Raw genomic sequence first — 23,669 nt, 5'->3', positions numbered from 1 at the left:
CCGGCAGCACTCGTGACGCACAGGGCACAACATCCGGTCATCCGGCCGACCCCGGCAGCATTCGTGACGCACAGGGCACAACATCCGGTCATCCGGCCGTCGCCGCCAGCACTCGTGGCGCATCCGCCACAACGTCCGGTCATCGCGGCAATCCCGCCGGCATTCGTGACAGCCGGGGCACAACGTCCGGACGACGCGTCCTGTCGCTCTGGCACCGACGCAGGACATTCATGCCCCGAAGCCGATCCCGGCTGCATGTACCGCCCAACAACAACAGATTCAGGTTCACACCGGACGACGGACGCTCAGGAGGCCCACTGGCCGGTGTACAACAACCAGGCCCACACCACCATCAAGCCCACTGACACCGTCAGCACCACCCCGAGCAGGACCGCCACCGGCGTCCGCCAACTGCCCGTCCGCTTCTGGAACGGTGCACCCAGCACCGCACCGAGCATCAGGAACAGCGGGAACCACAACAGCACGGCGCGATTGATGGACATGTACCAGTAGCTGGTGCCCAGCGCGGCGATCTGCACCCCCACCCAGACGGCCTCGGCCCAACGTTGGCGCAGCAGGCAGACCAGGGTCACCAGCACGCCGATGGCCATCGAGATGATCTCGGCGGCAAACACCCAGCCCACCGCCGGACGATCCGGCCAGGCGGCGGGGTCCGCGGCGTCGAGGGTGTGCCGCAGTGCGTGGTGCGGCCAGGTGAACTCACGGTTCCAGCCGTCCTCCTGGGCGACGAACCAGGTCGTCCACGAGCCGGTCCGGGTGAACAAGTAGTACTGGTAGGCACCGAGCACTGCGAGCGGCACCAGCAACCAGGCGGCGCGGCGCACACGGTCGGCGATGGCCCGCGGCAGCTTCTCGCGCGGATCGTTGCCGACGATGGCCAGCACCAGCAGGGCCAGCACCAGGAACAGTCCCGACACCCGCAGGCTGCAGGCCAGCCCGGCCAGCAGGGCCGCGGCCCCCCACCGGCCAGCCCGGGCCCGTTCCCACGCCCACCAGGCGGCGGCACAGAACGGCGCCTCGGTGTAGGCGACGGAGGTGAACACGGTCACCGGGGCCACCAGCCACAGGCAGGCCGCGATGGCACCGGCGACGGGTTGGTGTCGCTTGCCGAAACCCCAACCCTGGCTGCCCAGCCGGTACAGTGCCCAGGCGGCGAGCGCCGAACAGACGGTCGAGACCAGTGCCCCGGCCAGGGCGGTGTCCAGGCCGAGGCGTCCCAGTCCGTTGAGCAGCATCGGCAGACCGGGGAAGAAGGCGTAGTCGGTGGTGGTGAGGTAGCCCTGTTCGGCCAGCCGGGTGTAGATGGCGGCGTCCCAGCGTCGCAGCGCGTCGGCCAGCGGGGTGCCCCTGAGGGCGAGCACCAGCAGTACCAGCATCAGCAGCACCCGGCTCACGCCCCAGGTCAGGCCGACCACCAGGGCAGTCTCGGCGGCCGTGCCCATCCTGCGTCCCCGGGCGGCCAGCGTCGACCCGGTGCGGGCGCGGGAGGAACTCACCGCGGTGCCGGGGCGGTGGCGTCGCTCGGCGTCGGATGCGGGCTCGGGTCGCCGGCCGGCGGCTCCGACATCCACCGCGCGTCGGGGGCGTGGTCAAGCAGACCCCCTTGCGGGTCGTCCACGCTGCCCACTCGCACCGCGTCGGTCCAGGGTCGCAGCATGTCGCCGGTGACCTGCCAGATGATCCAGCCAGCCCCCGCCAGCCGGACGAGGATCGCCAGCGGGTAGGCCATGTCGTCCCCGGTGCCGAGGCGCAGGTTGCCCTGCAGATGTCCCCACACCGCCGCCCAGTACAGCGCCTCGGTCACACTGAAGATCGCCCAGTCACGCCACCGGGGACGCGCCAGCGCCACCCAGCCCAGGGCCCACAGCACGTACTGCGGACTGTAGGTGGGGGCCAGCATGAGGCCCACCAGCACCAGCAGCGCCGCGACCTGCGTCACCCGCGGGCGGGCCGGCACCTGGAAGGCGAAGAGCACGACCAGACCGAACGCCGCGGCGATCAGCAGCTTGCTCAGCCCCGGCACCACGCTGGAGGCCAGACCCGCCTGCTGCAGGATCCACCAGAAGGAACCCAGTCCCACCTCGGGGTCGAGCACGGCCAGGTAGGACCGGCGCACGGCCGCCGGAGAGACCACCATGCCAGCGGCCAGCACCACGCCGAAGGCGGCCAGGACCGCGATCACGTACCGGGCCAGGGCGTCCAGCAGACCGGCGCGCAGGCACAACACCACCAGGGCGATCACCAGCACCATCGCCGAGATGCCGGCACCCAGCGCGATGCCGGTCAGCACCCCGGCGAGCACCGGTCGTCCCCACGACCAGGCCAACAGCGCGCAGGCGGCCAGGGCCGGGGCGATCAGGTCCCAGTTGAGCAGCCCGGCGGTGAACACGCCGAGCGACCCCGCGATGTAGAGGCCGTCCCAGCTGCGCGCCGGGGGGCTGAGCAGGAGCCCGTCGCGGCCCCGCGCGATGCCGGCGGTCGAGGTGCGACCCATCAGCATGTGGGCCAGCACCCAGGCCAGGAAGAAGCAGAAGACCAGCACGGCATTGACGACCACGAAGACATTGCCCGAGTCCAGGGCCTGCTGGGGTGAGGCGCTGGGCGAGATGGGCGCCATCAGACTGGTGATGGCGCGCCCGAGGGCGGTCACCATCGCCACGACGGGGGTCTGTGGCAGGCCGTTCTCGCCGGTCGCGGAACCGCCCATGCCCAACTGGTTGGTCTGCCAGATGATCGGGACGTCGCTGTAACACATCCGCAGCATGGTCTTGACGGGCGCCTCGGGGGTGTTCTGCTGGCAGGTGGCCTGGTGGGCCATCTTCAGCGCCCACAGCAGGGTGGCCACCAGGATCAGCCACGGGGCAGGATCGTAGAAGATGCCCTGCAGACGGGCATGGCGTCCCGTGCGACCCCCCAACCGATCTGGGTCGACCCGCAGGCTCACGGCCGATTACCCCCACCGGGGGTGCCCGCGTTGGTGGCGGTCCTGGTGACGGTCGGTTCGACCGTCGGCACCGGGATCGAGGTGGGCACCTGCGTGGTCTCCGGCGGCGCCGTGGTGACCGGGGCCGGTGGCTCTGTCGTGGTCGGTGCCGCGCTGGTCGTCGGTGCCTGGGTGCTCTGCTCGGTGGAGGGCGGCGGGGTGGAGCTCTCGCTGCTCGGCGGCGGGGTCGACTCGGTCTGGCTGGTCTCGGTTGAGGGCGACGACTCGACCGACGGGCTCGGGTCGTTCTTCTCGGTGTTGACCCAGGCCGGTTCGGTGAAGGCCACGTTCGGCTTGCCCTGCAGGGCCGCCTTCATGAACGCTGCCCACGTCTGGGCCGGGTAGGTGCCGCCGTAGAACGTGCCGTCACCGGGGCGCTTGTAGGGGTCCAGGTCGCCGGTGCCGGCATCGCCCACCACGTACATGACCGAGGTCGAGATCTGCTTGGTGGCAGCCACGAACCAGGCCGACGTGATGGCGTCCCCGACACCGGAGGTGCCGGTCTTGCCGGCAATGTCATGGCCCAGGTTGCCGACCGCGCCGCCGGTGCCCTGGTCGACCACCGACTTCAGAGCGTGGGTGACGTCAGCAGCAATGTCGGGCTCGATGGCCTGGGTCGGGCTGGTCTTGGAACTGTGCACGACCTTGCCGTCGAGGTCCTTGACCTCCTTGATGACGTGCGCGCTGGCCTTCTTGCCGTCGTTGACCAGGGTGGCGAAGCCCACCGCATTGTCCAGCGGGCTGACCTCGGCGGTACCCAGCGAGATGCGGTTGTTCAGGTCCCAGCCCGACCCCGTCGGGATGCCCGCGTCGTTGGCGGCCTTGACCACCTGGGCGGGCCCGTTGTCGATCTGCTGGGTCATGTCGACGAAGGCGGTGTTGATGGACTGCTCGGTGGCACGCAGCAGGGACACGTTCTCGCCGTACTGGTGGCCGAACTCGTTGCGCACGGTGGCGCTGTCCCCGTCCGGGGTGAAGGTGTTGCCATTGAAGGTGCTGCGCAGGCTGAACCCGTCGCGCAGGCCGGCGACCGCCGCATAGGCCTTGAACGTCGACGCCGACGCGCGGGGAGTGGTCGCCCAGTTGCGCGTGCTCTTCAGGTAGTCGGGGCCGCCGTACATGGCCAGCACCTCGCCGGTGGCCACGTCGACCGAGCTCAGCGCGACGTGCAGCTTGGAGGCATCCTGGGCGGGGCGGGCTCCAGCGGCAACCTTGGCGGTGTAGTCCTGGGCCACCTTGACGGCATGGTCCTGCAGGGCCTTGTCGAAGGTGGTGGTCACCTGCAGGCCGCCGCCGTTGATCTGAGCGTCGGTGAAACCTCGGTTCAGCAACTCATCGCGCACCATCTTCATCAGGTGGCCGTTGGGGCCGGCGTAGCGGTTATTGACCGGAATCTCGGGGAACTCCGGCAGCCCCTTGTAGGCCTGGGCGTGCTGCTCCTGGGTGATCGTGCCCATCTCGAGCATGCCGTCGAGCACGTAGCGGTAACGGTCGAGCAGCCGCGCGGAGTTGCTCTCGCCCTCACTGGGGTCGAACAGGCTCGGGTTGTTCAAGACCGAGGCCAGCACGGCTGACTGCTCGATGGTGAGGTTCTTGGCGTCGGTCAGGAAGTAGGAACGGCTCGCCGCCTGGATGCCGTAAGCGCCGCGACCGAAGTAGATGGTGTTGAGGTAGTCGCGCAGGATCTGCTCCTTGGGCACCTGGCGACCCATCTTGACCGCCAGCGCCAGCTCGCGCATCTTGCGCGTCATCGTCCGGTCGCTGGTCAGGTAGTAGATCTTGATGTACTGCTGGGTGATGGTGGAGCCGCCGCCCTGGATCTCACCGCCGCGCAGAATCGAGAATGCCGAGCGGGCGATGCCGGTGGGCGAGATGCCGCGGTCGGTCCAGAAGGAGCGGTTCTCGGCCGCCACCACGGCGTCCTTGATGGGGGCACCCATCTGCTCGTAGGAAATCGTCTGGCGGTTCTGCACCGCGAAGTTGCCCATCTTGGTCGTGCCGTCGTTGTAGTAGATGAACGTGGTGTTGGTGTTGAAGTCCTTGTTGGGGTCGGGCAGTTCGGTGCGCTGGTAGAACACCAGCGCGGCGATCGTGGTCACCAGCGCCATCACCAGGACGAGGATGCCGAGCACCGCGAAGCTGCGCCCGACGATCCGCCAGGCGCGCGAGTTCTTGCCCCGGCCGGCCTTCTTGGCGGTGGGCGTGGTCGTCCCGGGCTTGGATGCGGGCTTAGTCATAGATGTCCTCGACTGTCTGCTGGCGCCGGGGGGGACGACGTTTCTTGCCATCGCCCAGCGTGTAGGAGCTGATCATGTGGTTCCACCGGCAGTCCGGGCACACCTCGACCACCCGCACGGTGAACTCGCCGAACTGGGGCTGCATCTCGTCGAGTTCCTCGGTCGACTTGATCCGCCCCGAGAACTGCCCGAGCTGGTCACCGAAGACGTAGTTGAGCACCTTCATCTGGTCGGATGCACAGATGGGGCACTCGCTGCCGCTGGGCTCCCCGTGATGCACGGCCGAGGACACCAGCAACGGGTCGGCATCGCAGGGATCGTCCATCAGGGCACGATCGGGACGCCGCAGCGCCTCGAGCCTGGCCCGTCGCTGCAGCGCATAACTCACTTCGAGACGCCGCGACCACATGCATTCCAGCCTAGGGCCAACGGGCAACACGGACGCCCCGGTTTCCCCGAACCCCGGGCTTCCGGGGCGGGGCAGCAGCTCACCAACTGGCCCGGTCGTCACGCACCTGCCGGCGACAATCGCCGTTGCCCCCGTCGCGAAACAGGGGCGACGGTGGTTCTCGCGGGCAGCTGGCGTCAGGGGATGGCGGTGAGGCGAGGCACGCCTCGAATACCCAACACACCCCTTGTGAAATGTTTCACGAATTAGCCACCCCTGCTGCCGAGGGCCTCCGCTGGGCGGCCTACTGTCGAATTGGGTCCCATCATCGTCGGATGGGAGGGCTCGTCCCCGCCAGGTCTCGAGCCAAGAGCGAAAGGACTTCCCATGAAGCTATTGCAGCCGGGCCGCATTGGCTCGATGACCGTCCGCAACCGCGTGTTCATGGCCCCGATGGGCACCACGAGCGAGCCGGACGGGTCCCTCCACGACCGGTCCATCCGCTACTACGAGGAGCGCGCCAAGGGCGGCTTCGGCATGATCATCACTGGCGCGAACCAGGTCAACACGTCCTACGAACAGAAGGCCTGCAACATTCTGGGCTCGGAACGCTCCCTGAACCAACTGGGGTTCCTGGCACGACGTGTCCACCACAACGGTGCCAAGCTCGTCGTCCAGTTGACTCCTGGTCTGGGTCGCATGCAGCTGCCGTTCGCCGCCGACGTCGCTCCCAAGGCTGCCAGCGCCGTGGAGTCCTTCTGGTTCCCCGGCCTGGTTTGCGAGCCGCTCACCACCGAGGAGATCAAGGACCTGGTGGCTTCCATGGCCCGCGGCGCCGCGATGGCCAAGCGTGCCGGCGCCGACGCTGTCGAGATGCACGGCTACGGCGGTTACCTGATGGACCAGTTCTCCTCCACGTTGTGGAACAAGCGCGAGGACGAGTACGGCGGTGACCTGGCCGGACGGCTCAGGTTCCCCCTCGAGGTGATTGCCGCCGTCCGCGAGGCCGTGGGGCCAACCTTCCCGATCCTGTACAAGTTCACCCCGTACCACGGCGTCGAGGGCGGACGTGAGGTCCCCGAGGGCATCGAGATGGCCAAGATGTTGGAGGCCGCCGGCGTCGATGCCCTGCACGTCGACATGGGCTGTTACGAGGCCTGGTACAAGGCGATCGACACCGTCTACCAGGAGTCCCCGACACAGGCCTGGTTGGCCGCGGAGATCCGCCAGCACGTCCAGGTGCCGGTGCTGACCCAGGGCAAGCTGCAGGACCCGAACCTGGCCGAAAAGGTCCTCGAGGACGAGATGGCCGACTTCGTCGGTCTGGCCCACGGCGCCCTGGCCGACCCGAATTGGGTCAACAAGGTGCGTCAGGGCCGCGGCGACGAGGTGGTCCCGTGCATCGGGTGCAACGAGTGCCTGTTCGCCGGCTTCACCGGCAATCACTACCAGTGCGCTGTCAATCCGCAGTGCTACGCCGAGGACTACTTCCCCGTCACCCCTGCCACCACGGCCAAGCGGGTGCTGGTGCTGGGTGGGGGTCCCGGTGGCATGGAGGCTGCCCACATCGCTGCCGAGCGAGGCCTGGAGGTTGAGCTGTGGGAGAAGAGCGCCCGCCTCGGCGGCACCCTGGCCGCAGCTGGGGGGCCGGTGTTCAAGAAGGACGTCATGGACTACATGGACTACATGGTCAACAAGACCTACCGCAGCAACGTCACCATCAGGACCATGAAGGACGCCACCGCCGACGAGATCAAGGGCGGCAACTGGGACAAGGTGATCATGGCCACCGGCTCCCGTCACAGCGTCCCGCCGATTCCCGGCATTGACGGTTCCAAGGTCGTCATGGCCAACGACGTGTTGACCCACAAGGCCAAGTTCGGCAAGAAGGTGCTGATTCTCGGGGCGGGTCTGGTCGGCTGCGAGACGGCTGCCCATTGCAAGACCGAGGGCGCCCAGGAGGTGACCGTCATCGAGATGCTTCCTGAGCGCCTGATGACGGTGACCCACTGCCGCAACAACGAACAGGCCCTCGACCAACTGTTGGAGGACACCCAGATCCAGTTCATCACCAACGCCCGGGTGCATGAGTTCGGTGAGGACGTGGTCACCTATGAGCAGGACGGGGTGACCAAGCAGATCCAGGCCGACACCTACATCATCGCCTCGGGGTACTCCCCCAACGACGAGCTCTACGACCAACTCATCGGCGCCGTGGACGTCGAGAAGGTGGGCGACGTGGCCGGACCCGACAGCATCCTGACCGCTGTCCACGGCGGGTTCCACATCGCCAGGTCCATCTGACAGTCAGCCCTGGTCGGCGCCGCAGTCCCCCGAGGCTGCGGCGTTCCCGCCTGGTTGCCCGTGACGATCACCGTTGCCCCTGTTTCGAAGCGGGGGCAACTGCGGTTGTTACGGGCAACTGGTGTCAAGGCCGGGGTCGTCCCCCGCGCTCGGGGGTGCAGGGGGTCGTCCCCCGCACGCGGGGGTGCAGGGGGTCGTCCCCCGCAAACAGCTCAGTGCCGGAAGCACACGGTGCTGCTGGGGGCCGGGGTGCCGCTGAAGTGCAGGTATGCCCGTTTGAACGCATCACAGCGCAACTGGTCCTGGGTGGCGGAGCCGCCGTAGCCGATGTAGCGGCTGATCAGCCCCATGTCGAAGTCGTCGGCGGCCGCATTGGAGTTCGGGCGCTGCACCGTCCAGTACCAGATGGCGATCGGCGCCGACCATTTCAGGGATGCCGCCAGGGTGGGGTCGTCCACCAGATTGACGCCGAGGTGGTTGCCGGCGGCGCGGTAGTTGTAGTCGCCGGTGAGCTGGATGTAGCCGCGGCCTCGGTAGGCGGCGCCGCTGTAGGCCTCCTGCAATCCGTAGTCAAAGGTCGACTCGTAGGCCAGGGTGGCGAGGAAGGCCGCCTTGCGCTCCGGGGTGGTGATGCCTGCCCCCTGCATCGCCTGGTTGAGTGACGGCAGTCCCTCGGCAACTCGGGGCGAGGACGACACCTTGGACCCGAAGATGGCGCTCAGGTCGGCCAGGGTGACGAAGGCATGGTCGGCCGGGGCGTGGATGATGCCACCGCCGGTGCGGCGCGGAGGTGAGGTGGTGACAGCTGCGACGGGGACGACCGCCACCGGCTGGACCACTGAAGGGACGGCCGGTGCGGTGCTGACCGGAGTCGGTGCAGTACTGATCGGGGCAGTGCTGATCGGAGTCGGTGCAGTACCGATCGGGGCAGTGCTGATCGGAGTCGGTGCGGTGCTGACCGGCGCGGTGCTGACCGGAGTCGTGCTGACCGAAGTCGTGCTTATCGGAGTCGTGCTGATCGGGGCGGTGCTGCCCGGGGCGGTGCTGACCGGGTCGCTCGTGGCTGCCGGCGACGCGGCGGTGCCCGGCCCAGTCGTGCTCGTCCCCGTACTGATCGGTGCCGGATTCGATGCCACGGTCCGCGCCACTGCGGGGGGCGCAGGCGGGGCGCTCGGCACCACGGTCCCCACCCCGTAGCTGACCACGCCCACCAGCGCGGTCGAATGGAGCAGGCCCATCAACAGGCCGACGGGTGCACCCATGCATGACTCCATTCCCAGACGTTCTTGGGATTCTCTCAGGTATCTGGCGGCAACGCCAGACCGGGGCCGCCGGGATTCATCCGGGTCTCACTTTGCTCTCATCGGCGCGGGCAAGCATCATTGCCGTGATGCTTCCCCGGCGACGTCTTCTCACCTCCACCGCCCGCAGCCTGTCAGCCCTCGCGCTTGCCGGCGTCGGCATGTCCCTCGACCAGTTCCCTGCACCGGCGCACGCGAACGCCCTGACCGACTTCCAGTTCGCGAGCAGCCCGCTGCTGCCGTTCGGTTCCTACCGCACCCTGCCGCACGCCTGGCACCGTCCGGTGATCCCGCTCGAGGAGCACGCCCGCATCGACCCCGGGTACTTCGGCGAATCGGCCGGCGTCGGTTCGCTCGAGATGCGCATGTCCGAGATGCCCGACGTCGACCCGACCGACCCGGACCCGAAGATCGTCGACGAGCGCAATGTCCCGCGGGGGTTCAGCCCGGTCTCGCTCAAGCACAACCCGGCGGCCGACCAGGTCGTCCAGCCCGACGGCACGATCCGTTACCGCCGCAACGACGGCAGGTTGATCCACCACCCGACCGTGGCCGGCACCTGGTTCGGCAAGCTGAAACTGTCCTGGGAACTCACCGGCAACCAGGCCTACTACCGGGCCGCGCTGGCCCAGGGAAACCTGATGCGTGACCGACTGGTCGAGCACGACGGCGCCTTGTGGGCGACCTATGACATGGCGACCACGCACCAGGGTGAGGCGTTGCCCAACCCGTGGGTCTCCGCCTTCGGGCAGCAGCGCGCCATCTCGGTGGCGCTGGGGATGTATGAGTTGACCGGCAACTCCGCCTGGGTGGCGGTCGCCGAGAAGGCGTTCACGGCGTTCAGCAAGCCACGCGACCCCGAACGTCCTGGGTTCTGGGTCACGGCCAAGGACGACGAGGGCTACCTCTGGTACGAGGGCTTCCCCACCGCCAAGGGCGACGCCACCATGACCTACAACATCCACCTGACGGTGCTGTACGGGTTGGCGGCGCTGTACCCCGCGCCGTTCAGCAGCGGCCACCGCGAACAGGTGCGCCAACTGGTGTGGGCCGGCATGGCGACCGCTGCGCACTACGCCTCGGTCATCCGCAACCCGCAGCAGTGCTCGTTCTACTACGCCAAGCCCGACCTCGACCCGACGACGCACAAGTTCTACCACGCAGCCAATGCCGGGGCGCTGTGGACGGTCTACGACCGCACCGGTTACGCCCCCATGGCGTGGTGGGCCACTGCCCTGGCCCGCGACTTCCCCGTCCACCGCGGCGGCGGACTGGTCTTCATCAAGGCCGGCACCTACACCCTGCGCAAGGTGTGGGACGCCGACACCGACGACGGACGGGTCTGGAAGGTCACCTTCGCCACCAACACCCGACTGCCGGCCGACGCCCGCCAGGGCGCCCGCGCCGGAGCCGCCGGCCGGGACAAGCACCGGCGGACCTGGCTGCGCCTGGCCGGTGGGCAGGCCCCCGGCTGGTGGATCAACGAGGAGCCCGACCGGGTGTTCCTGGAAGGCTTCAACGTCGACCGGATGGACTTCACCACCCCTGTCGAGGTCTTCTTCGAGCCCAACGTCACCATTACCGGGGTGTCGAAGAACGATCGCGGCTTCGACCGGCCCGGCACCCAGGTGAGGGCCAGGTGGTCCAAGGGCCAGTCGAGCGCCCTGTGCGACATGGCCGCCACCGTCAGCGGACGCCAGTACGTGCGGGTCATCAATGGCGTCTTCGCCGGCAAGTGGCTACCGACCGGCTCCAGCGTCCACCTGGGACCGACGTATCTGGGCTGAGGGCACCGTCGAGCGGACATGGTGACGGTGAGGGCGAAACGTCCGCCGCAATCCTGCACCGGGACGGATCTTCTGGCAGCCATGCCACGATGTCCGACGACCGTCCACCTCCAGCGTGGTGCGCGCCGGCGTCAGCCCGAGAAGTGCCACTCGATCCGGCGGCTCCACCGCTGACCCGGGCGCAGCACCACGTCGGCTGCCCAGTCCTGGTTCGGGGAGTCCGGGTGGTCGTGCGGCTCCAGCGCCATGGCGTCACCCTGACGCAACCGGCGTCCGGCGCTGACCACCGCACCGTCCAGGAAGTTGCCGGTGTAGACCTGCAGCGCCGGGGCGTCGGAGACCAGTCGCAGCGTCCGCCCGGTGCCGGGCTCCTCCACCCGGGCCACCTCGCGCAACCCGGAGCCGGCGACGTCGTAGGAGTGGTCGATGCCCTTGGCCAGCCCGATCTGCTCGTCGGGCATCCGCACCCGCTCCCCGATCCGGGTCGGCTCCCGCAGGTCGAACGCCGTGCCCTGCACCGGCACCGGACCCGAGGTCGGGATCGAGGCGGCATCAATGGGCACGTAGCCACTGGCCGGCACCTGCAGCAGGTGCTCGTTGATGGTGCCACCGCCGGCCAGGTTCAGGTACAGGTGACTGGTCAAACCGAACGGTGTGGGCGCGTCGGTGGTGCCCGACAACTCCAGCACGAATCCGTCTTCGATCACCGAATAGGCGGCCCTGGCCTCGACACTGCCCGGAAAACCCTGGTCGCCGTCCGGGCTGGACAGCCCCAGCACCAGCCGGTCGTCCGAGTGCTCCACCACGGTCCAGACCCGGTGGGAGAAGCCGTCGACTCCCCCGTGCAAGGTGTTGGGTGGCTCGTTGCTCGAGGCCTGGAACTCGACCCCGTCAATGCTGAACCGCCCGCCGGCAATCCGGTTCGCGTAGCGTCCGACCACGCACCCGAAGTAGCCGCCCACCAGCCCCGCCCGGTACCCCTCGGCGTCCTCGAAGCCGACCAGCACCTCGGTGGCCGGGTCGTCGGCGACCAGCCGGTAGCTCATGGCCGCGGCCCCGGCGTCCAGAACCTGCAGCCGTCCGGGGCCGACCCCGGCCAGCGTGAACCGCTGCACCTGGCGTCCGTCGTCCAGGGTGCCCGCGTTCTCAGCTGTGTTCATCCCTTGATCACCTCGTTCATCGTCTCGATCGGAATCTGTGACTGCTCGTGTCCCTTGACGAGGGCACGAATGGTGGCGACGGGAAGCTTCGGCACCCGGTTCTCGTCGCACAGCCCGTTCGCCTCCTGCAGGGTGTCGGTGAGCTGCGTCCAGCAGAAACCGGACAGCACGGGTGAGCGGCGCACCGGTTCCAGGATCGCCCGCACCCGCGCCTCGTAGTCGGCGGCGTCCTTGGCCGAGGAGTAACCCCAGGTCTGCTCGGCGCTGGGCGAGGTGACGAACTCCACCCCGCCGAACTCGGTCAGCAGCACCGGCACGTCGCGGCGCTGGTCGGTGCCGACGACCAGCGGACGCCCCGCGGGTCCACTCCTCTCGAGCAGTTGGGCCAGGCCCTCGCGGGTGTAGCGCTGCTCGAGGACCTCACCGCGCCACTCGTAGTCGTGGATCGTCATCAGGTCGGAATCGGTGTGCTCCCAGCCATCATTGGAGATGACGGGTCGGGTCGGGTCGAGGGCCCGGGTCAGGTCGGACAGGGCGCGGGTGAAGGCCGCCTGGGCCGGCACCCGGGAGATGTGGGTGACGCCCCACGACTCGTTGAACGGCACCCAGACCAGGATCGAGGGGTGCGACTCGTTGGCACGGACGATGTCGACCCACTCCTCGGTCAGCCGTGCCACCGCCTGGGAGTCGAAGGAGTAGGCGGCCGCGGTCTCGCCCCACAGGGTCAGCCCCATGGTGTCGGCGAAGAACAGGAAGCGAGGGTCCTCCACCTTCTGGTGGATGCGGGCAGAGTTGAAGCCCAGGTCAAGGATCAACTGCACCTCGTCCTTCATGGCCTGCACCGAGGGCGGGGTCAGGCACGACTCCTTCCAGTAGCCCTGCTCGAGCACCGAACGCAGCGTGAACGGAATGGAGTTGAGGGTCAACCCGGCCGGGTTCGTGCCGACCTCGCGGTAGCCGAGGTAGGAACGCACCTCGTCGGTCGATCCGTCCGGGCCATGGACGACGACCCCGGCGTCCATCAGGGCGGGACGGTGCGGCCACCACAGGAAGGCCTCCAGGTCGACCCCGCTCGTCACCCGCGCCAGCGACAGGACGACCTCGGTGGACTGCTCCTGCACCTCGACGCTGGCCGCTGCCAGCACCTCACCATTGAAGGCGATGGCCAGGTCGACCGTCACCGACTCGAGGGGGCGGCGGCTCAGTTCGACGACGGCCCGCACCTGCGCGTTCGAGACGTCGGGACGCCAGACCAGTCGGGCCAGGTGCACCGGCGGCACCGATTCCAGCCAGACGGTCCGCCAGATGCCGGTGGTGCGTTCGTACCAGATGGCGTGGGGTTCGGGCAGCCAGTCCTGCTTGCCGCGGGGTTGGCGGGTGTCCAGCGGGTCGTCGAAGGCGCGGACGACAATGACATGCGGGGGACCACCCCCGGCACCCCCGCGATCCTCGTCCCCGGGACGGCGCCCACCCAGCGCCGCGGTGATGTCGAAGCTGAACGGCGTCTGGCCGCCGCGGTGGGTGCCCACCTGCTGCCCGTCGACCCAGACGGTGGTCTCGTAGTCGACCGCGCCGAAGTGCAGCAGCAGGCGCCGCCCGTCGCTGTGTCCGGCCTCGACCAGGTCCTCGGCGCTCACCTCGATCCGGTACCAGACGCAGGGGTGGAACCCGTTGGCCGACAGCCCGGACGCCGCCGACTCCGGCGGGAAGGGCAGTTGGATCTGCTGGGTGAAGGGCGTCTCGGTGGCGTGCCAGCCCTCGTCCAGCCCGACCAGGTCGTCGTCATGGGCGAAGCCGACGACCCGGTCGAGCAGGGTGGCCGCCGAGCGGACGAGCGTGGGCCGGGGGTAGCTGCCGTCGGCCTGTGACGCGCGGTCGGTGCAGGCCAGGGTGGCGGCAGTGGTGGTCATTCGTTGGTCTCCGGTCTGTCAGGGTGTGGGCACTCAGGGTGGGGCAGTCAGGGTGTGGCGGGCTGGTCGACGGTGGGCGGTTGCACGGTGACGTCACGGCCGTCGAAATCGACGGTGGACAGCCACATCTGGCGCCCAGTGACCTGGTTGCCGACCTCGCCGGGCACCCAGGCGTGGTAGACCATCCACCACTGCTCACCGACCTTGATCATCTGGTTGTGTCCCGGCCCGGCGGCGACCTCATTGGTGACCAGCACCGGGTCGGGGTCCTTGACGAACGGGCCGGTGGGGCTCTCGGCCACCGCATGGCCGACGGCGTACCTGTCCGATCCGTAGTCATTGGCGGAGTAGAACAGGTGGATCAGGCCGTCGATCTGGACCAGCGCCGGACCCTCGACCAGGTTGCCCTCCCAGGCCAGGTCCTGCTTGAACAGGTTGGTGGTGGGGCCGGTGACGGTCTTGCCGTCCGCGGCCAGTGCCGCCACCTTGATGAACGTGTCGACACCCTTGGCATTGCCGTCGTTCTTCCAGTACAGCCAGGCCTTGCCGGACGCGTCGATGAACGGGCTGGCATCGATCGAGCCGCCTTCGTCGATCTCGCACATCAGCGGCGCCGACGAGGAGTCGGTGTAGGGTCCGGCGGCGGTGTCGCTGACGGCCACCGAGACGCACTGCCAGGCGGGGTCGGGTGCCTTGGTCGTGTAGTAGAGGCGATAGCTGCCGTCGGTCCACTTGATGATCTCGGGCGCCCAGACCTTGCCCGAACTCGACCACGGGGCGACCTGTGGCAGCGCATCACTGCCCTGCACCCAGGTCACCATGTCGGGGCTGGTCAGCACCTGCACATTCATCCCGTTGCCGTTGGTGGCGATGGCCAGGTAGCCGCCGGCGTCGTCGGCGATGATCTGCGGGTCGGGGAAGTTGTTCGGGTAGACCGGGTTGGTGAACCCCATGCTGGCTCCTGTGGACGAGGCGGAGGTCGCCGACGTGGCGCTCTGCTGGGACGAGCCGGGCTGGCCGCTGCAGCCCGCGAGCGCGAGCAGCAGGGCCAGCCCAAGGCCGACGGCGGCAGCCCTCACGGCTGCGGCCAGGTGCCGGGGACGTTGGTGGCGCCGCTGAGGGTGAACCAGTCGAAGGTGGCCACCGTGTTGAACTGCGACCCGCCGCCGGCGTACAGACCGATCCGGGGGGTGGTGCCGGCCTCAAAGGTCCAGGTGGCTCCCCACGTCCAGTTCACGCCGTCATGGCTGATCGCTGCCCGGTACAGACGCTCACCATTGGGCTGCTGGTGGTGGGCGATGCGCAGGTACATGGTCGGGTTGCTGGCGCCGATGATGGCACCACCCCAGGTCAAACCTGCCCCCGGGCCGGCCGAGCGTTCCCGGCCGTACTCGACGGTGCGGGTGCCCCAGATCGACACCGAGCCCAACCGGGCGAAGTCGTCATCGCTGCGATGGACGACCAGACCGGCCTGCTGGTAGTTGCGGTCGTTGGTGTTGGCACCCAGGTCGAGGGTGAACTTCACGGTGGCGACCCAGTCACCGTCCGGGGCGTCGCGCAGCAACAGGGCGCCGCTGTTGCCGGTGCCAACGATGTCGACGGCCTTCAGGGGCCAGACCAGGCCACCGTTGGCGACGGTGGTGTCACCCTGGGGGCGCACCCACGACCACGAGGGGTCGAGGCCGGGGCCATTGAACTGGTCGGCGTACAGCAGGTTGGTGGCCCGGGGTTGGGGGCTCAACGTGGTGGCCTCGATCGCCGGTCTGGCGACGGTCAGGTTGTCGACCAGACCCTGGCCGATGAACCGCACCGGACCCTTGGCCAGGGTGAAGCCTGGCACGTCAAGACGGACGACCGCGGCCGGGTCGGCCAGGTCCTCCATCGAGACCGAGGCGGTGAGCCGGCCACGGTCCAGTTCGACGACCACCGTCGTCCAGCCGGCCATGGCGGGCAGGGTGTCGGTCGCGCTGGCCCCGCCGGCCTTGACGGTCAGGGTGCCGGCCTCGGCATCGACGATCACCTTGACCTGGTTGTTCTTGCCGATGAAGACGTTCATCGACTCGTCGGCCTTGAGGTCGAACCGCAGCCGGAAGTCACCGGCCGGGACGTCGGAGGTGGTGGAGGTGCCGCGGATGCGGGCCGAGTCGCCGCCCTGGGCGTCGGTGACCCGGGTCGCCCGCTGAATGCCCGAGGCGGGGTCCCAGGGGGTGGCGCTGAGCAGCGAGGTGGTCACCGGGGCAGGCATGGGCTTGTCGGACGGTCCGGCGCCGGCGTTGACGACGGGCCAGCCGTCGATCCAGTCAATGGGGTCCATCAACATTGGGCGGCGGTTGATGCCGTGCGGCTCGTTCAGCCACGGGTTGTCCTTGTCGATGGCGTGGTAGAGCAGCCAGTCGCGTCCCGCCGCATCGGTGAACATGGCGTTGTGGCCGGCACCGATCCAGGTGTTGCCGTTCTGGGTGACGACCAGGGTGCCTCCGGTGACCGAGGCGTTCAGGTCGCGGCCATCCTTGTCCAGGAACGGACCCATCGGCGACTTCGAGCGTCCGGTGAAGACCGAGTAGCCGGTCGAGGGGCCGGCGCAGCAGTTCGCCGAGGACGCCATCAGGTAGTACCAGCCGTCGTGCTCGACGACGTAGCTGCCCTCGTAACGGTCCCAGGCGCCGACCTGGGTGGGTTCACCGACGACGCTGAGCCCATCGGCGGTGACCCGGGTGACGTGGACCCCGCCGTAGTAGGAGCCCCAGTACAGGTACTGGTTGCCGTCGGTGTCGGTGAATCCGCTGGGGTCGAACGTCCAGAAGTAGTCGCCGGGGTTGTTCGCCCGGGGCGGCACGATCGGGGCATCTGCCGCGACCCAGGGGCCGGCCGGTGAGTCGGCGGTGGCGACACCAATGGCGCTGTCCCCACCCGGGTTCAGGGTGGTGTCGGTGACGGTGAAGTACATGACGTAACGGCCCTGGATGTAGCGCACGTCGGGTGCCCACAGCCCGGCATTGGGGGCGGCGTAGGACGGACGGTTCGCGTCGGTGAAGATCGGGCCCACGTACTCCCAGGTCATCCAGTCACGGGTGCGGCTGATGTGCCCGACGACGCTGGGCCCACCCGAACGCAGCGGGTCGGCGGTGGCGTAGGTGTACCACCAGCCGTCCTTGCCCTGGATGACGGCAGGGTCGGCGTAGGTGTCGGCATAGGACGACGAGATCGGGTTGGTGTAGGTGTCGGTGGCGGCCTGGGCGGGGGCGACCAGCGCCCAGGACAGGCAGGCGGCCACGGCGACCGCGAGCCATCGCCGCAGGCGGCGGGGTGGGGTGGTGCGGGACATCGTTGTCTCCTGGTGGTTGAGGGGCTCAGCCCTTGAGGCCGCTGGCAGCCACGCCCTGGATGACGTAGCGCTGGACGAAGATGAACAGGATCAACACCGGGACCGCCGCCAGCGAGGCGCCGGCCATGATCACGGGATAGTCAATGGTGTAGGAACCCTGCAGGCGTGACAGGCCGACCGGCAGGGTCAACATGTCCTCACTGAACAGCACGTACAGCGGCCACAGGAAGTCGTTCCAGTTGGCCAGGAACTGCAGCACCAGCAACGTCACCACGGCGGGACGGGCATTGGGCAGCATGATCGAGAAGAAGGTGCGGAAGGCGCCAGCCCCGTCCAGGCGTGCCGACTCCTCCAGCTCGTAGGGCAGGGACAGGAAGAACTGGCGCATGAAGAACAACCCGAAGGCGCTGGCGGCTCCCGGCAGGATCAGTGCCTGGTAACTGTCGAGCCAGCCGAGCTTGCTCAGCAGTTCGAAGTTCGGCATCAGGAACACGAAGCCGGGAATGAACATGGTCGAGATGATCAGACCGAAGATGGCATTGCGTCCGGCGAACTTCATCCGGGCGACCGCGTAGCCGGCCATGGCGCAGATCAGCACCGACACCACGGCAAAGATCGAGGCGATCAGGAACGAGTTCAACAGCCACGACAGCACCGGTGCCCCGGGGTCGTTGAACAGGGTGGTGAAGGCCTGCAGGGTCCACTCGCGGGGCAGCAGCGAGGGCGGTGCGGTCTGGGCGTCGACGTTGGTCTTCAGTGAGGTCAACAACATGTAGACGATGGGGCCCACGAAGACCAGGGCGATGACGACCAGCAACAGCCAGAAGAACGGATTGCGGGTGGCGCGCCTCATCACAGGGCTCCCTTCGTTTCGCGCTTAATGGTCTTGGCGGCTCGACGTTCCAGCGCGGCACCCCGGTCACGCAGCAGCCAGAACTGGACCACCGAGACCAGCGCCAGGAACAGGGCCAGGATGAAGGACTCCGCGGCTGCCGCACCGGCGCGGGACTGACCGAAGCCAAGGTCGGTCATCACCATCAGCACGGTCCGGGTCGACTCGGTCGGCCCGCCATTGGTGATCAGGTAGGACTGGCCAAACATGTTGGCGCTGGCCAGCACCGTGGTGATGAAGATGAAGATCAGCACCGGACGCAGCCCCGGCAGGGTGATGTAGAGGAACTTCTGCCACGGCGAGGCACCGTCCAGGGACGCGGCCTCGTAGTGCTCGGTGGGGATGTCGGCAAGACCGGCCATGTAGATGATGGCGTTGAAGCCGATCGTCCACCACACCGTGACGCCCACCAGCGCGATCCAGGCCCACGGCTGCGAGGTCGTCCACTGGACGTCGGTGCCGAAGATGTAGTTGATGAAACCGAACTGGCCGTCGAGCAGGTAGCGCCACATCACGCCGATGACCGCGACGCCCAGCACGTAGGGGGCGAAGAACGTCGCCCGGAAGAAGGTGCGTCCGGGGAACTCGCGGTTGAGCAGCAGCGCCAGCGCCAGCGGCAGCGCCACCAGGAAGGGCACGCTCAACAGGACGAACAGGCCGGTGTTGCGCATGCCGTTCCAGAACGGCTCACTGATCACCGCACCGCTGTCGAAGATGTCCTTGTAGTTCTGCAGCCCCACAAAGGGCCGGCGCTCCAGGGTGAAGTCCCAGTCGTGGAGCGAGATCCACAGACCGTAGATGGCGGGCACCACGACGAAACCCACGAACAGCAGCAGGAACGGCGCCAGGAACAGCCAGGGCACGAACGGGTTGCCGTACAACCGCTGACGGCGACGCCGAGGCGCGCCCGTCCCCGTGGTCGAGGACGGACGCGCATCAGTGAGCGGACCAGAGGTCATGGTCTCAGCCGTACTTCTTGACGTTGGCCTGGAGGATCTTGGTGGCACGCTCCACGGCGGCATCCAGGCTGGGCTTCACATCCTTCTGGCCGAGGATGATCTCGTTGAGTGCCTTGTCGAACTCGGCACCCGCGTCACCGATACCGGGAATGGCCGGCAGGAAGACCAGGTCGTCGATCTGCTTGGCCAGTTCGGCCTGACCGGGGAGCGCCGTGAACTCGGCCGATTCACGCACCGAGTTGCGGGCCGGCACCTGGCCGCCCTTGGCCCATTCCAGGGAGTGCTGCGAGATCCAGTTGAGGAAGACCCGCGAGGCCTGGTCCTTGTTGGAGTCGGGGCTCTTCTGAGTGGGCAGGACGAACTGGTGCGAACCGGCCCAGGCGCCGTTCCTCTCACCAATCATGGGCAGTCTGGACACGCCCCACTTCAGGTCCTTCTTCTCGGCCAGGGTGTTGAGCGACCAGATGCCGTTCCAGTTGAACGCATTCTTGCCGTTCTGCAGGGCCAGGAAGTCGGCGTCCTGGTCGACCTTCGCCGGGGAGTAGCCGTTCTTGACGAGGTCCTGGAACCAGGTGAACGCCTTGACCCCGGCTTCGTCGTTGTAGGTGGCCTCGGTGGCGTCCTCGTTGAACAGGGAGCCGCCGAACTGGTGGATCAGCGAGATCACCGACAGGCCGCCGGTGAACGGGAAGGGGCTGGCCCAGTGTCCCTGGATGCCCTTCGCCTTGAGCTTGTCGAGGGCGTCCATGTAGGAGTTGTTGTCGAGCGGCGGCTTCTCGGGGTCGAGACCGGCCTGCTCCATCAGGGTCTTGTTGTAGAAGAAGCCGAGCGGGTGCACGTCCAGCGGGATGGCGTAGCGCACGTCCTTGTAGATGCCGGCCTTCCAGGGCACTGGTGCGAAGTCGTCCTCGGACAGTTCCAGGCCCGTGGCCACGTCGTCCAGCGGCTGGATGATCTTGCGGGCGGCATTGGTGGCCACCGAGTCGACGTGCATGACGGCGATGTCGGGCCCCTTGTCCGCGGTGACCGCGGTGGGCAGCTTGGTGTAGTAGTCGGCCCACTGCATGACCTGCATGCTCACCTTGATGTTGGCGTTCTCGCCATTGAACTGGTCGACCAGCTTCTTCATGAAGGCACCGTCACCACCGGTGAAGCCGTTCCAGAAGACCAGGTCGACATTGGGGCCTGTGTAACCTCCCTTGCCACCGTCCCCGGTGGCGGTCGGGGTGTCCGTGGCAGAGCTGCCGCCGCACGCGCTGAGCACGCCGAGGGCACCGACGCCCAGCCCGGCGGACAGGATGCCGCGGCGACTGAAGGCGGCCGATGGAGTGGGATTGAACATGGTGTTCCCTTTCAGGACGGCGGAAGGACCGCACCCGGGGCAACGACGCCGGCGGGTGTTCAGTGGGGTGCTCAGCAGTGAGTCCCACGTGGAGTTGTGAACCACAAGTTACAGCGGGCGAACTGCATTTACAACGGTAGTAAAACTTTGGTGATGAAACTGCAATACGCCGATAGTGTGGGCCCCATGGCTGCGACTCTTCGGGATGTGGCGTTGCTGGCGGGGGTCTCGCCGAAGACGGCATCCAACGTGATCAACGACCGGCCCCACGTCAAGGCGTCGACGCGGGCCAAGGTCGAGGCCGCCATCCAGGAGTTGCGCTACCGCCCCAACCTGACCGCCCGGCAGCTCAAGTACGGACGATCGGGCTTCCTGAACCTGGCCATCCCGCAGATCGACTGGCCCTACTTCGCCGAACTGGCCGCACGCCTGACCGATGCCGCCACCGAGAGCGGCTACGTCCTGCTCCTGGACGTCACCCGGGCCGAGCACGAGGCCGAGGCCGCCTTGATGGCGGGGGTGCAGCCCAGCAAGGTCGATGGGTTGATCTTCTCGCCGCTGGCCCTGACCGCCGAGGAGATCTCGGCCCGCAGCGACACCACCCCGATGGTGCTGTTGGGTGAGCGCGCGATTCCCTCCGACCACGACCACGTCTCGGTCGACTCGGTGTCGGCGGCCCGGGCGATGACCGAGCACCTGATCGACCTGGGTCGGGAACGGATCGCGGTGATCGGCTACATGTCCAGCGACGGCACCGGATCGGTGCGCATGGCCGGCTACCACGCCGCGCTGTCGGCGGCGGGCCGCCCGCGTCGTCCCGAGTACGAGATGGGCGTCAGCAACTACCTGCGGGTCGAGGGCAAGTGCGCCATGCAGCGACTGCTGGCGCTGCCCGAGCTCCCGGACGCCGTCTTCTGCTTCAACGACCTGATGGCCGTCGGAGCGCTCCAGGCCTGCCGCGAGGCTGGCGTGCGGGTGCCGCAGGACATCGCCGTGGCCGGCTTCGACAACATTGCCGAGACCCGGTTCACCGCCCCGACCCTGACCACCGTCGCCCCCGACCTGGAGGCGCTGACCCGGGAGTCGCTGCGGCTGCTGCTGGGACGCATCAACGGCACCCGCACCGAGGCCGAGGACGTCCAGGTGCCGTGGCGGATCGTGGTGCGGGAGAGCACTGGCGGATGACCCGAGGGGTCTCACCGTCAACACCTGTCCACAGGTCTCGGAGTTGTGCACAACCTCTGTGGACAACCCGGTGGACGTGGGTGACCGCTGCCGGCTTTGCGCCTAGATTGGGCCCCATCACTTCGCCCACACCAGGAGGACAACGATGCCCAGCACCGTCAAGGGAGTCATCAGCCGCAGCAAGGACGCCGACGTCGAACTGGTCGACATCATCGTCCCCGACCCGGGCCCCGGTGAGGCCGTGGTCAAGATCGAGGCCTGCGGCGTCTGCCACACCGACCTGCACTACAAGCAGGGTGGCATCAACGATGACTACCCCTTCCTGCTGGGCCACGAGGCCGCCGGCGTCGTCGAGGCGGTCGGCGCGGGCGTCACCGAGGTCGCCCCCGGAGACTTCGTCATCCTCAACTGGCGGGCCGTGTGCGGCCAGTGCCGCGCCTGCGCCAAGGGTGAGCCCTGGTACTGCTTCAACACCGCCAATGCCACCCAGAAGATGACCCTCACCGACGGCACTGAACTCAGCCCGGCGCTCGGCATTGGCGCCTTCATCGAGAAGACCCTGGTCGCGGCCGGGCAGTGCACCAAGGTCGATCGTGAGGCCTCGGCCACCGCCGCCGGCCTGCTCGGCTGCGGCATCATGGCCGGTTTCGGTGCGGCCGTGAACACCGGTGGGGTGCGCCGCGGTGACTCGGTGGCAGTGATCGGCTGCGGCGGGGTCGGCAACGCCGCCATCGCCGGTGCCGCGCTGGCCGGCGCCACCACGATCATCGCCGTCGACCTGGACGACCGGAAGCTCGAGGCCGCCAAGGGGTTCGGGGCCACCCACACCGTCAACTCCCGCGACCGTGACCCCATCGAGGCCATCCGCGAACTCACCGGCAGCTTCGGCGCCGACCTGGTCGTCGACGCCGTCGGCCGCCCCGAGACCTACAAGCAGGCCTTCTACGCCCGCGACCTGGCCGGCACCGTCGTCCTGGTCGGCGTGCCCACCCCCGACATGACCATCGAACTGCCACTGATCGACGTCTTCGGACGGGGCGGCGCACTGAAGTCCAGTTGGTACGGCGACTGCCTGCCCTCGCGCGACTTCCCGATGCTGATCGACCTGTACCGCCAGGGCAAGTTCGACCTGGACGCCTTCGTCACCGAGACCATCGGCATCGACCAGGTCGAGGACGCCTTCGCCGCCATGTCGCGCGGCGAGGTGCTGCGTTCGGTGGTCGTGCTGTGAGCGCGCGCATCGACAAGGCCGTGACCTCGGGAACGTTCAGCCTGGACGGCGGCACCTGGGACGTCGAGAACAACGTGTGGGTCCTCGGCGACGACCAGGAGTGCCTCATCATTGACGCCGCCCACGACGCCGCCGCGATCCTGGACGTCGTGGCCGGACGGACCGTGCGCGGCATCGTGTTGACCCACGCCCACGACGACCACATCGGCGTCGCCCGCGAACTGGCCGAGGCCACCGGGGCCCCCACCTACCTGCACCCTGACGACCGGATGCTGTGGGACGACGTGCACGTCGAGGGCCCCGACGTCTCCCTGGCCGACGGTGACCAGCTCGAGGTGGCCGGGGTGACCCTGACGGTGCTGCACACCCCGGGGCACTCCCCGGGCGCCTGCTGTCTGCACGTCCCGGCGCTGGGGGTCCTGTTCAGCGGCGACACCCTGTTCCAGGGCGGTCCGGGAGCGACGGGGCGCTCGTTCAGCAGCTTCGAGACGATCATGGAGTCCATCACCGACAAACTGCTGACGCTGCCCGACGACACCGTCGTGCACACCGGCCATGGCGATGACACCACCATCGGCGCCGAGGCCCCCCACCGCCAGGTCTGGATCGACCGCGGGCACTGAGCCCGTCCCCGCCCCGAAACC

General features: G+C 68.2%; 18 protein-coding genes. 6 read left to right on the top strand and 12 right to left on the bottom strand.

Annotation, left to right across the window (positions count from 1 at the left end; genetic code table 11):
* Nucleotides 1-305 precede the first annotated feature (305 nt).
* From IPV09_RS11510 to IPV09_RS11495, 4 genes are read right to left on the bottom strand one after another with little or no spacing between them, the layout of a single operon-like run.
* Nucleotides 306-1,517 carry a mannosyltransferase family protein gene (locus tag IPV09_RS11510; protein WP_207475397.1) on the bottom strand — a complete coding sequence of 404 codons (1,212 nt, stop codon included), beginning with the start codon at nt 1,515-1,517 and terminating at the stop codon, nt 306-308.
* Nucleotides 1,514-2,965, bottom strand: a complete 1,452-nt coding sequence (locus IPV09_RS11505) for a hypothetical protein (RefSeq protein ID WP_207475396.1) — start codon at nt 2,963-2,965, stop codon at nt 1,514-1,516. Before IPV09_RS11505 ends, IPV09_RS11510 begins: the two co-directional genes overlap by 4 nt.
* Nucleotides 2,962-5,241, bottom strand: a complete 2,280-nt coding sequence (locus IPV09_RS11500) for a transglycosylase domain-containing protein (protein WP_207475395.1) — start codon at nt 5,239-5,241, stop codon at nt 2,962-2,964. Before IPV09_RS11500 ends, IPV09_RS11505 begins: the two co-directional genes overlap by 4 nt.
* On the bottom strand, nt 5,234-5,650 hold the full coding sequence (locus tag IPV09_RS11495; RefSeq protein ID WP_207475394.1) for a DUF5318 family protein: 417 nt from the start codon (nt 5,648-5,650) through the stop codon (nt 5,234-5,236). The genes IPV09_RS11500 and IPV09_RS11495 overlap by 8 nt, the downstream gene beginning before the upstream one ends.
* Nucleotides 5,651-6,016: 366 nt before the next feature.
* On the opposite strand from IPV09_RS11495, the gene IPV09_RS11490 reads away from it, so the two are divergent.
* Nucleotides 6,017-7,933 carry an FAD-dependent oxidoreductase gene (locus tag IPV09_RS11490; RefSeq protein WP_207475393.1) on the top strand — a complete coding sequence of 639 codons (1,917 nt, stop codon included), beginning with the start codon at nt 6,017-6,019 and terminating at the stop codon, nt 7,931-7,933.
* A gap of 212 nt (nt 7,934-8,145) precedes the next feature.
* On the opposite strand, the gene IPV09_RS11485 is transcribed toward IPV09_RS11490, so the two are convergent.
* Nucleotides 8,146-8,760 (bottom strand): glycoside hydrolase family 19 protein, encoded by a 615-nt coding sequence (locus tag IPV09_RS11485; protein WP_207475392.1) that lies wholly within the window; start codon nt 8,758-8,760, stop codon nt 8,146-8,148.
* Here IPV09_RS11485 and IPV09_RS11480 point away from each other — a divergent pair.
* Entirely contained in the window at nt 8,732-9,130 is a 399-nt protein-coding gene (locus IPV09_RS11480; protein WP_207475391.1) for a pentapeptide repeat-containing protein, read from the top strand. The two genes, IPV09_RS11485 and IPV09_RS11480, sit on opposite strands and share 29 nt — an antisense overlap.
* 193 nt (nt 9,131-9,323) lie before the next feature.
* Nucleotides 9,324-11,021 (top strand): D-glucuronyl C5-epimerase family protein, encoded by a 1,698-nt coding sequence (locus tag IPV09_RS11475; protein ID WP_242681548.1) that lies wholly within the window; start codon nt 9,324-9,326, stop codon nt 11,019-11,021.
* Between the two features lie 131 nt (nt 11,022-11,152).
* Here IPV09_RS11475 and IPV09_RS11470 read toward each other — a convergent pair whose 3' ends face one another.
* From IPV09_RS11470 to IPV09_RS11440, 7 genes are read right to left on the bottom strand one after another with little or no spacing between them, the layout of a single operon-like run.
* The gene (locus IPV09_RS11470; RefSeq protein ID WP_207475389.1) at nt 11,153-12,181 is read right to left on the bottom strand and encodes an aldose epimerase family protein; all 1,029 of its coding nucleotides are present in this window, start codon (nt 12,179-12,181) and stop codon (nt 11,153-11,155) included.
* The gene (locus IPV09_RS11465; RefSeq protein WP_207475388.1) at nt 12,178-14,091 is read right to left on the bottom strand and encodes a glycoside hydrolase family 2 protein; all 1,914 of its coding nucleotides are present in this window, start codon (nt 14,089-14,091) and stop codon (nt 12,178-12,180) included. The genes IPV09_RS11470 and IPV09_RS11465 overlap by 4 nt, the downstream gene beginning before the upstream one ends.
* A gap of 47 nt (nt 14,092-14,138) precedes the next feature.
* Nucleotides 14,139-15,170 carry a glycoside hydrolase family 43 protein gene (locus IPV09_RS11460; RefSeq protein WP_207475387.1) on the bottom strand — a complete coding sequence of 344 codons (1,032 nt, stop codon included), beginning with the start codon at nt 15,168-15,170 and terminating at the stop codon, nt 14,139-14,141.
* Complete coding sequence (locus IPV09_RS11455; RefSeq protein ID WP_207475386.1) at nt 15,167-17,416, bottom strand: family 43 glycosylhydrolase; 2,250 nt, start codon at nt 17,414-17,416, stop codon at nt 15,167-15,169. Before IPV09_RS11455 ends, IPV09_RS11460 begins: the two co-directional genes overlap by 4 nt.
* A 25-nt stretch (nt 17,417-17,441) precedes the next feature.
* Nucleotides 17,442-18,269 carry a carbohydrate ABC transporter permease gene (locus IPV09_RS11450; protein ID WP_207475385.1) on the bottom strand — a complete coding sequence of 276 codons (828 nt, stop codon included), beginning with the start codon at nt 18,267-18,269 and terminating at the stop codon, nt 17,442-17,444.
* Nucleotides 18,269-19,267 carry a carbohydrate ABC transporter permease gene (locus IPV09_RS11445; protein ID WP_207475384.1) on the bottom strand — a complete coding sequence of 333 codons (999 nt, stop codon included), beginning with the start codon at nt 19,265-19,267 and terminating at the stop codon, nt 18,269-18,271. The genes IPV09_RS11450 and IPV09_RS11445 overlap by 1 nt, the downstream gene beginning before the upstream one ends.
* 4 nt (nt 19,268-19,271) lie before the next feature.
* The gene (locus tag IPV09_RS11440; protein WP_207475383.1) at nt 19,272-20,609 is read right to left on the bottom strand and encodes an ABC transporter substrate-binding protein; all 1,338 of its coding nucleotides are present in this window, start codon (nt 20,607-20,609) and stop codon (nt 19,272-19,274) included.
* A 186-nt stretch (nt 20,610-20,795) separates the two neighbouring features.
* Here IPV09_RS11440 and IPV09_RS11435 point away from each other — a divergent pair, with 186 nt between their 5' ends.
* The 3 genes from IPV09_RS11435 to IPV09_RS11425 all read left to right on the top strand — a co-directional run bounded on the left by IPV09_RS11435 (nt 20,796) and on the right by IPV09_RS11425 (nt 23,648).
* Nucleotides 20,796-21,794, top strand: a complete 999-nt coding sequence (locus IPV09_RS11435) for a LacI family DNA-binding transcriptional regulator (RefSeq protein WP_207475382.1) — start codon at nt 20,796-20,798, stop codon at nt 21,792-21,794.
* 145 nt (nt 21,795-21,939) lie between these two features.
* Nucleotides 21,940-23,025, top strand: a complete 1,086-nt coding sequence (locus IPV09_RS11430) for an S-(hydroxymethyl)mycothiol dehydrogenase (protein WP_207475381.1) — start codon at nt 21,940-21,942, stop codon at nt 23,023-23,025.
* On the top strand, nt 23,022-23,648 hold the full coding sequence (locus IPV09_RS11425) for an MBL fold metallo-hydrolase (RefSeq protein ID WP_207475380.1): 627 nt from the start codon (nt 23,022-23,024) through the stop codon (nt 23,646-23,648). The genes IPV09_RS11430 and IPV09_RS11425 overlap by 4 nt, the downstream gene beginning before the upstream one ends.
* The last annotated feature ends 21 nt before the right edge of the window (nt 23,649-23,669 follow it).

Origin of the sequence: Tessaracoccus sp. SD287, from assembly GCF_017355265.1 — a bacterium.
In the GTDB taxonomy this organism is placed as follows: domain Bacteria; phylum Actinomycetota; class Actinomycetes; order Propionibacteriales; family Propionibacteriaceae; genus Aestuariimicrobium.
Note: the sequence above shows the minus strand (reverse complement) of the source record. Positions and strands in the feature narration are given on the sequence as shown.

Bases quoted from the DNA above. Each gene is read 5' to 3' on its own strand.
- IPV09_RS11435 (WP_207475382.1), top strand. From the start codon at position 20,796: ATGGCTGCGACTCTTCGGGATGTGGCGTTGCTGGCGGGGGTCTCGCCG.
- IPV09_RS11450 (WP_207475385.1), bottom strand. From the start codon at position 18,269: ATGAGGCGCGCCACCCGCAATCCGTTCTTCTGGCTGTTGCTGGTCGTC.
- IPV09_RS11475 (WP_242681548.1), top strand. From the start codon at position 9,324: ATGCTTCCCCGGCGACGTCTTCTCACCTCCACCGCCCGCAGCCTGTCA.
- IPV09_RS11445 (WP_207475384.1), bottom strand. From the start codon at position 19,267: ATGACCTCTGGTCCGCTCACTGATGCGCGTCCGTCCTCGACCACGGGG.
- IPV09_RS11495 (WP_207475394.1), bottom strand. From the start codon at position 5,650: ATGTGGTCGCGGCGTCTCGAAGTGAGTTATGCGCTGCAGCGACGGGCC.
- IPV09_RS11440 (WP_207475383.1), bottom strand. From the start codon at position 20,609: ATGTTCAATCCCACTCCATCGGCCGCCTTCAGTCGCCGCGGCATCCTG.
- IPV09_RS11470 (WP_207475389.1), bottom strand. From the start codon at position 12,181: ATGAACACAGCTGAGAACGCGGGCACCCTGGACGACGGACGCCAGGTG.
- IPV09_RS11490 (WP_207475393.1), top strand. From the start codon at position 6,017: ATGAAGCTATTGCAGCCGGGCCGCATTGGCTCGATGACCGTCCGCAAC.
- IPV09_RS11465 (WP_207475388.1), bottom strand. From the start codon at position 14,091: ATGACCACCACTGCCGCCACCCTGGCCTGCACCGACCGCGCGTCACAG.
- IPV09_RS11500 (WP_207475395.1), bottom strand. From the start codon at position 5,241: ATGACTAAGCCCGCATCCAAGCCCGGGACGACCACGCCCACCGCCAAG.
- IPV09_RS11455 (WP_207475386.1), bottom strand. From the start codon at position 17,416: ATGTCCCGCACCACCCCACCCCGCCGCCTGCGGCGATGGCTCGCGGTC.
- IPV09_RS11430 (WP_207475381.1), top strand. From the start codon at position 21,940: ATGCCCAGCACCGTCAAGGGAGTCATCAGCCGCAGCAAGGACGCCGAC.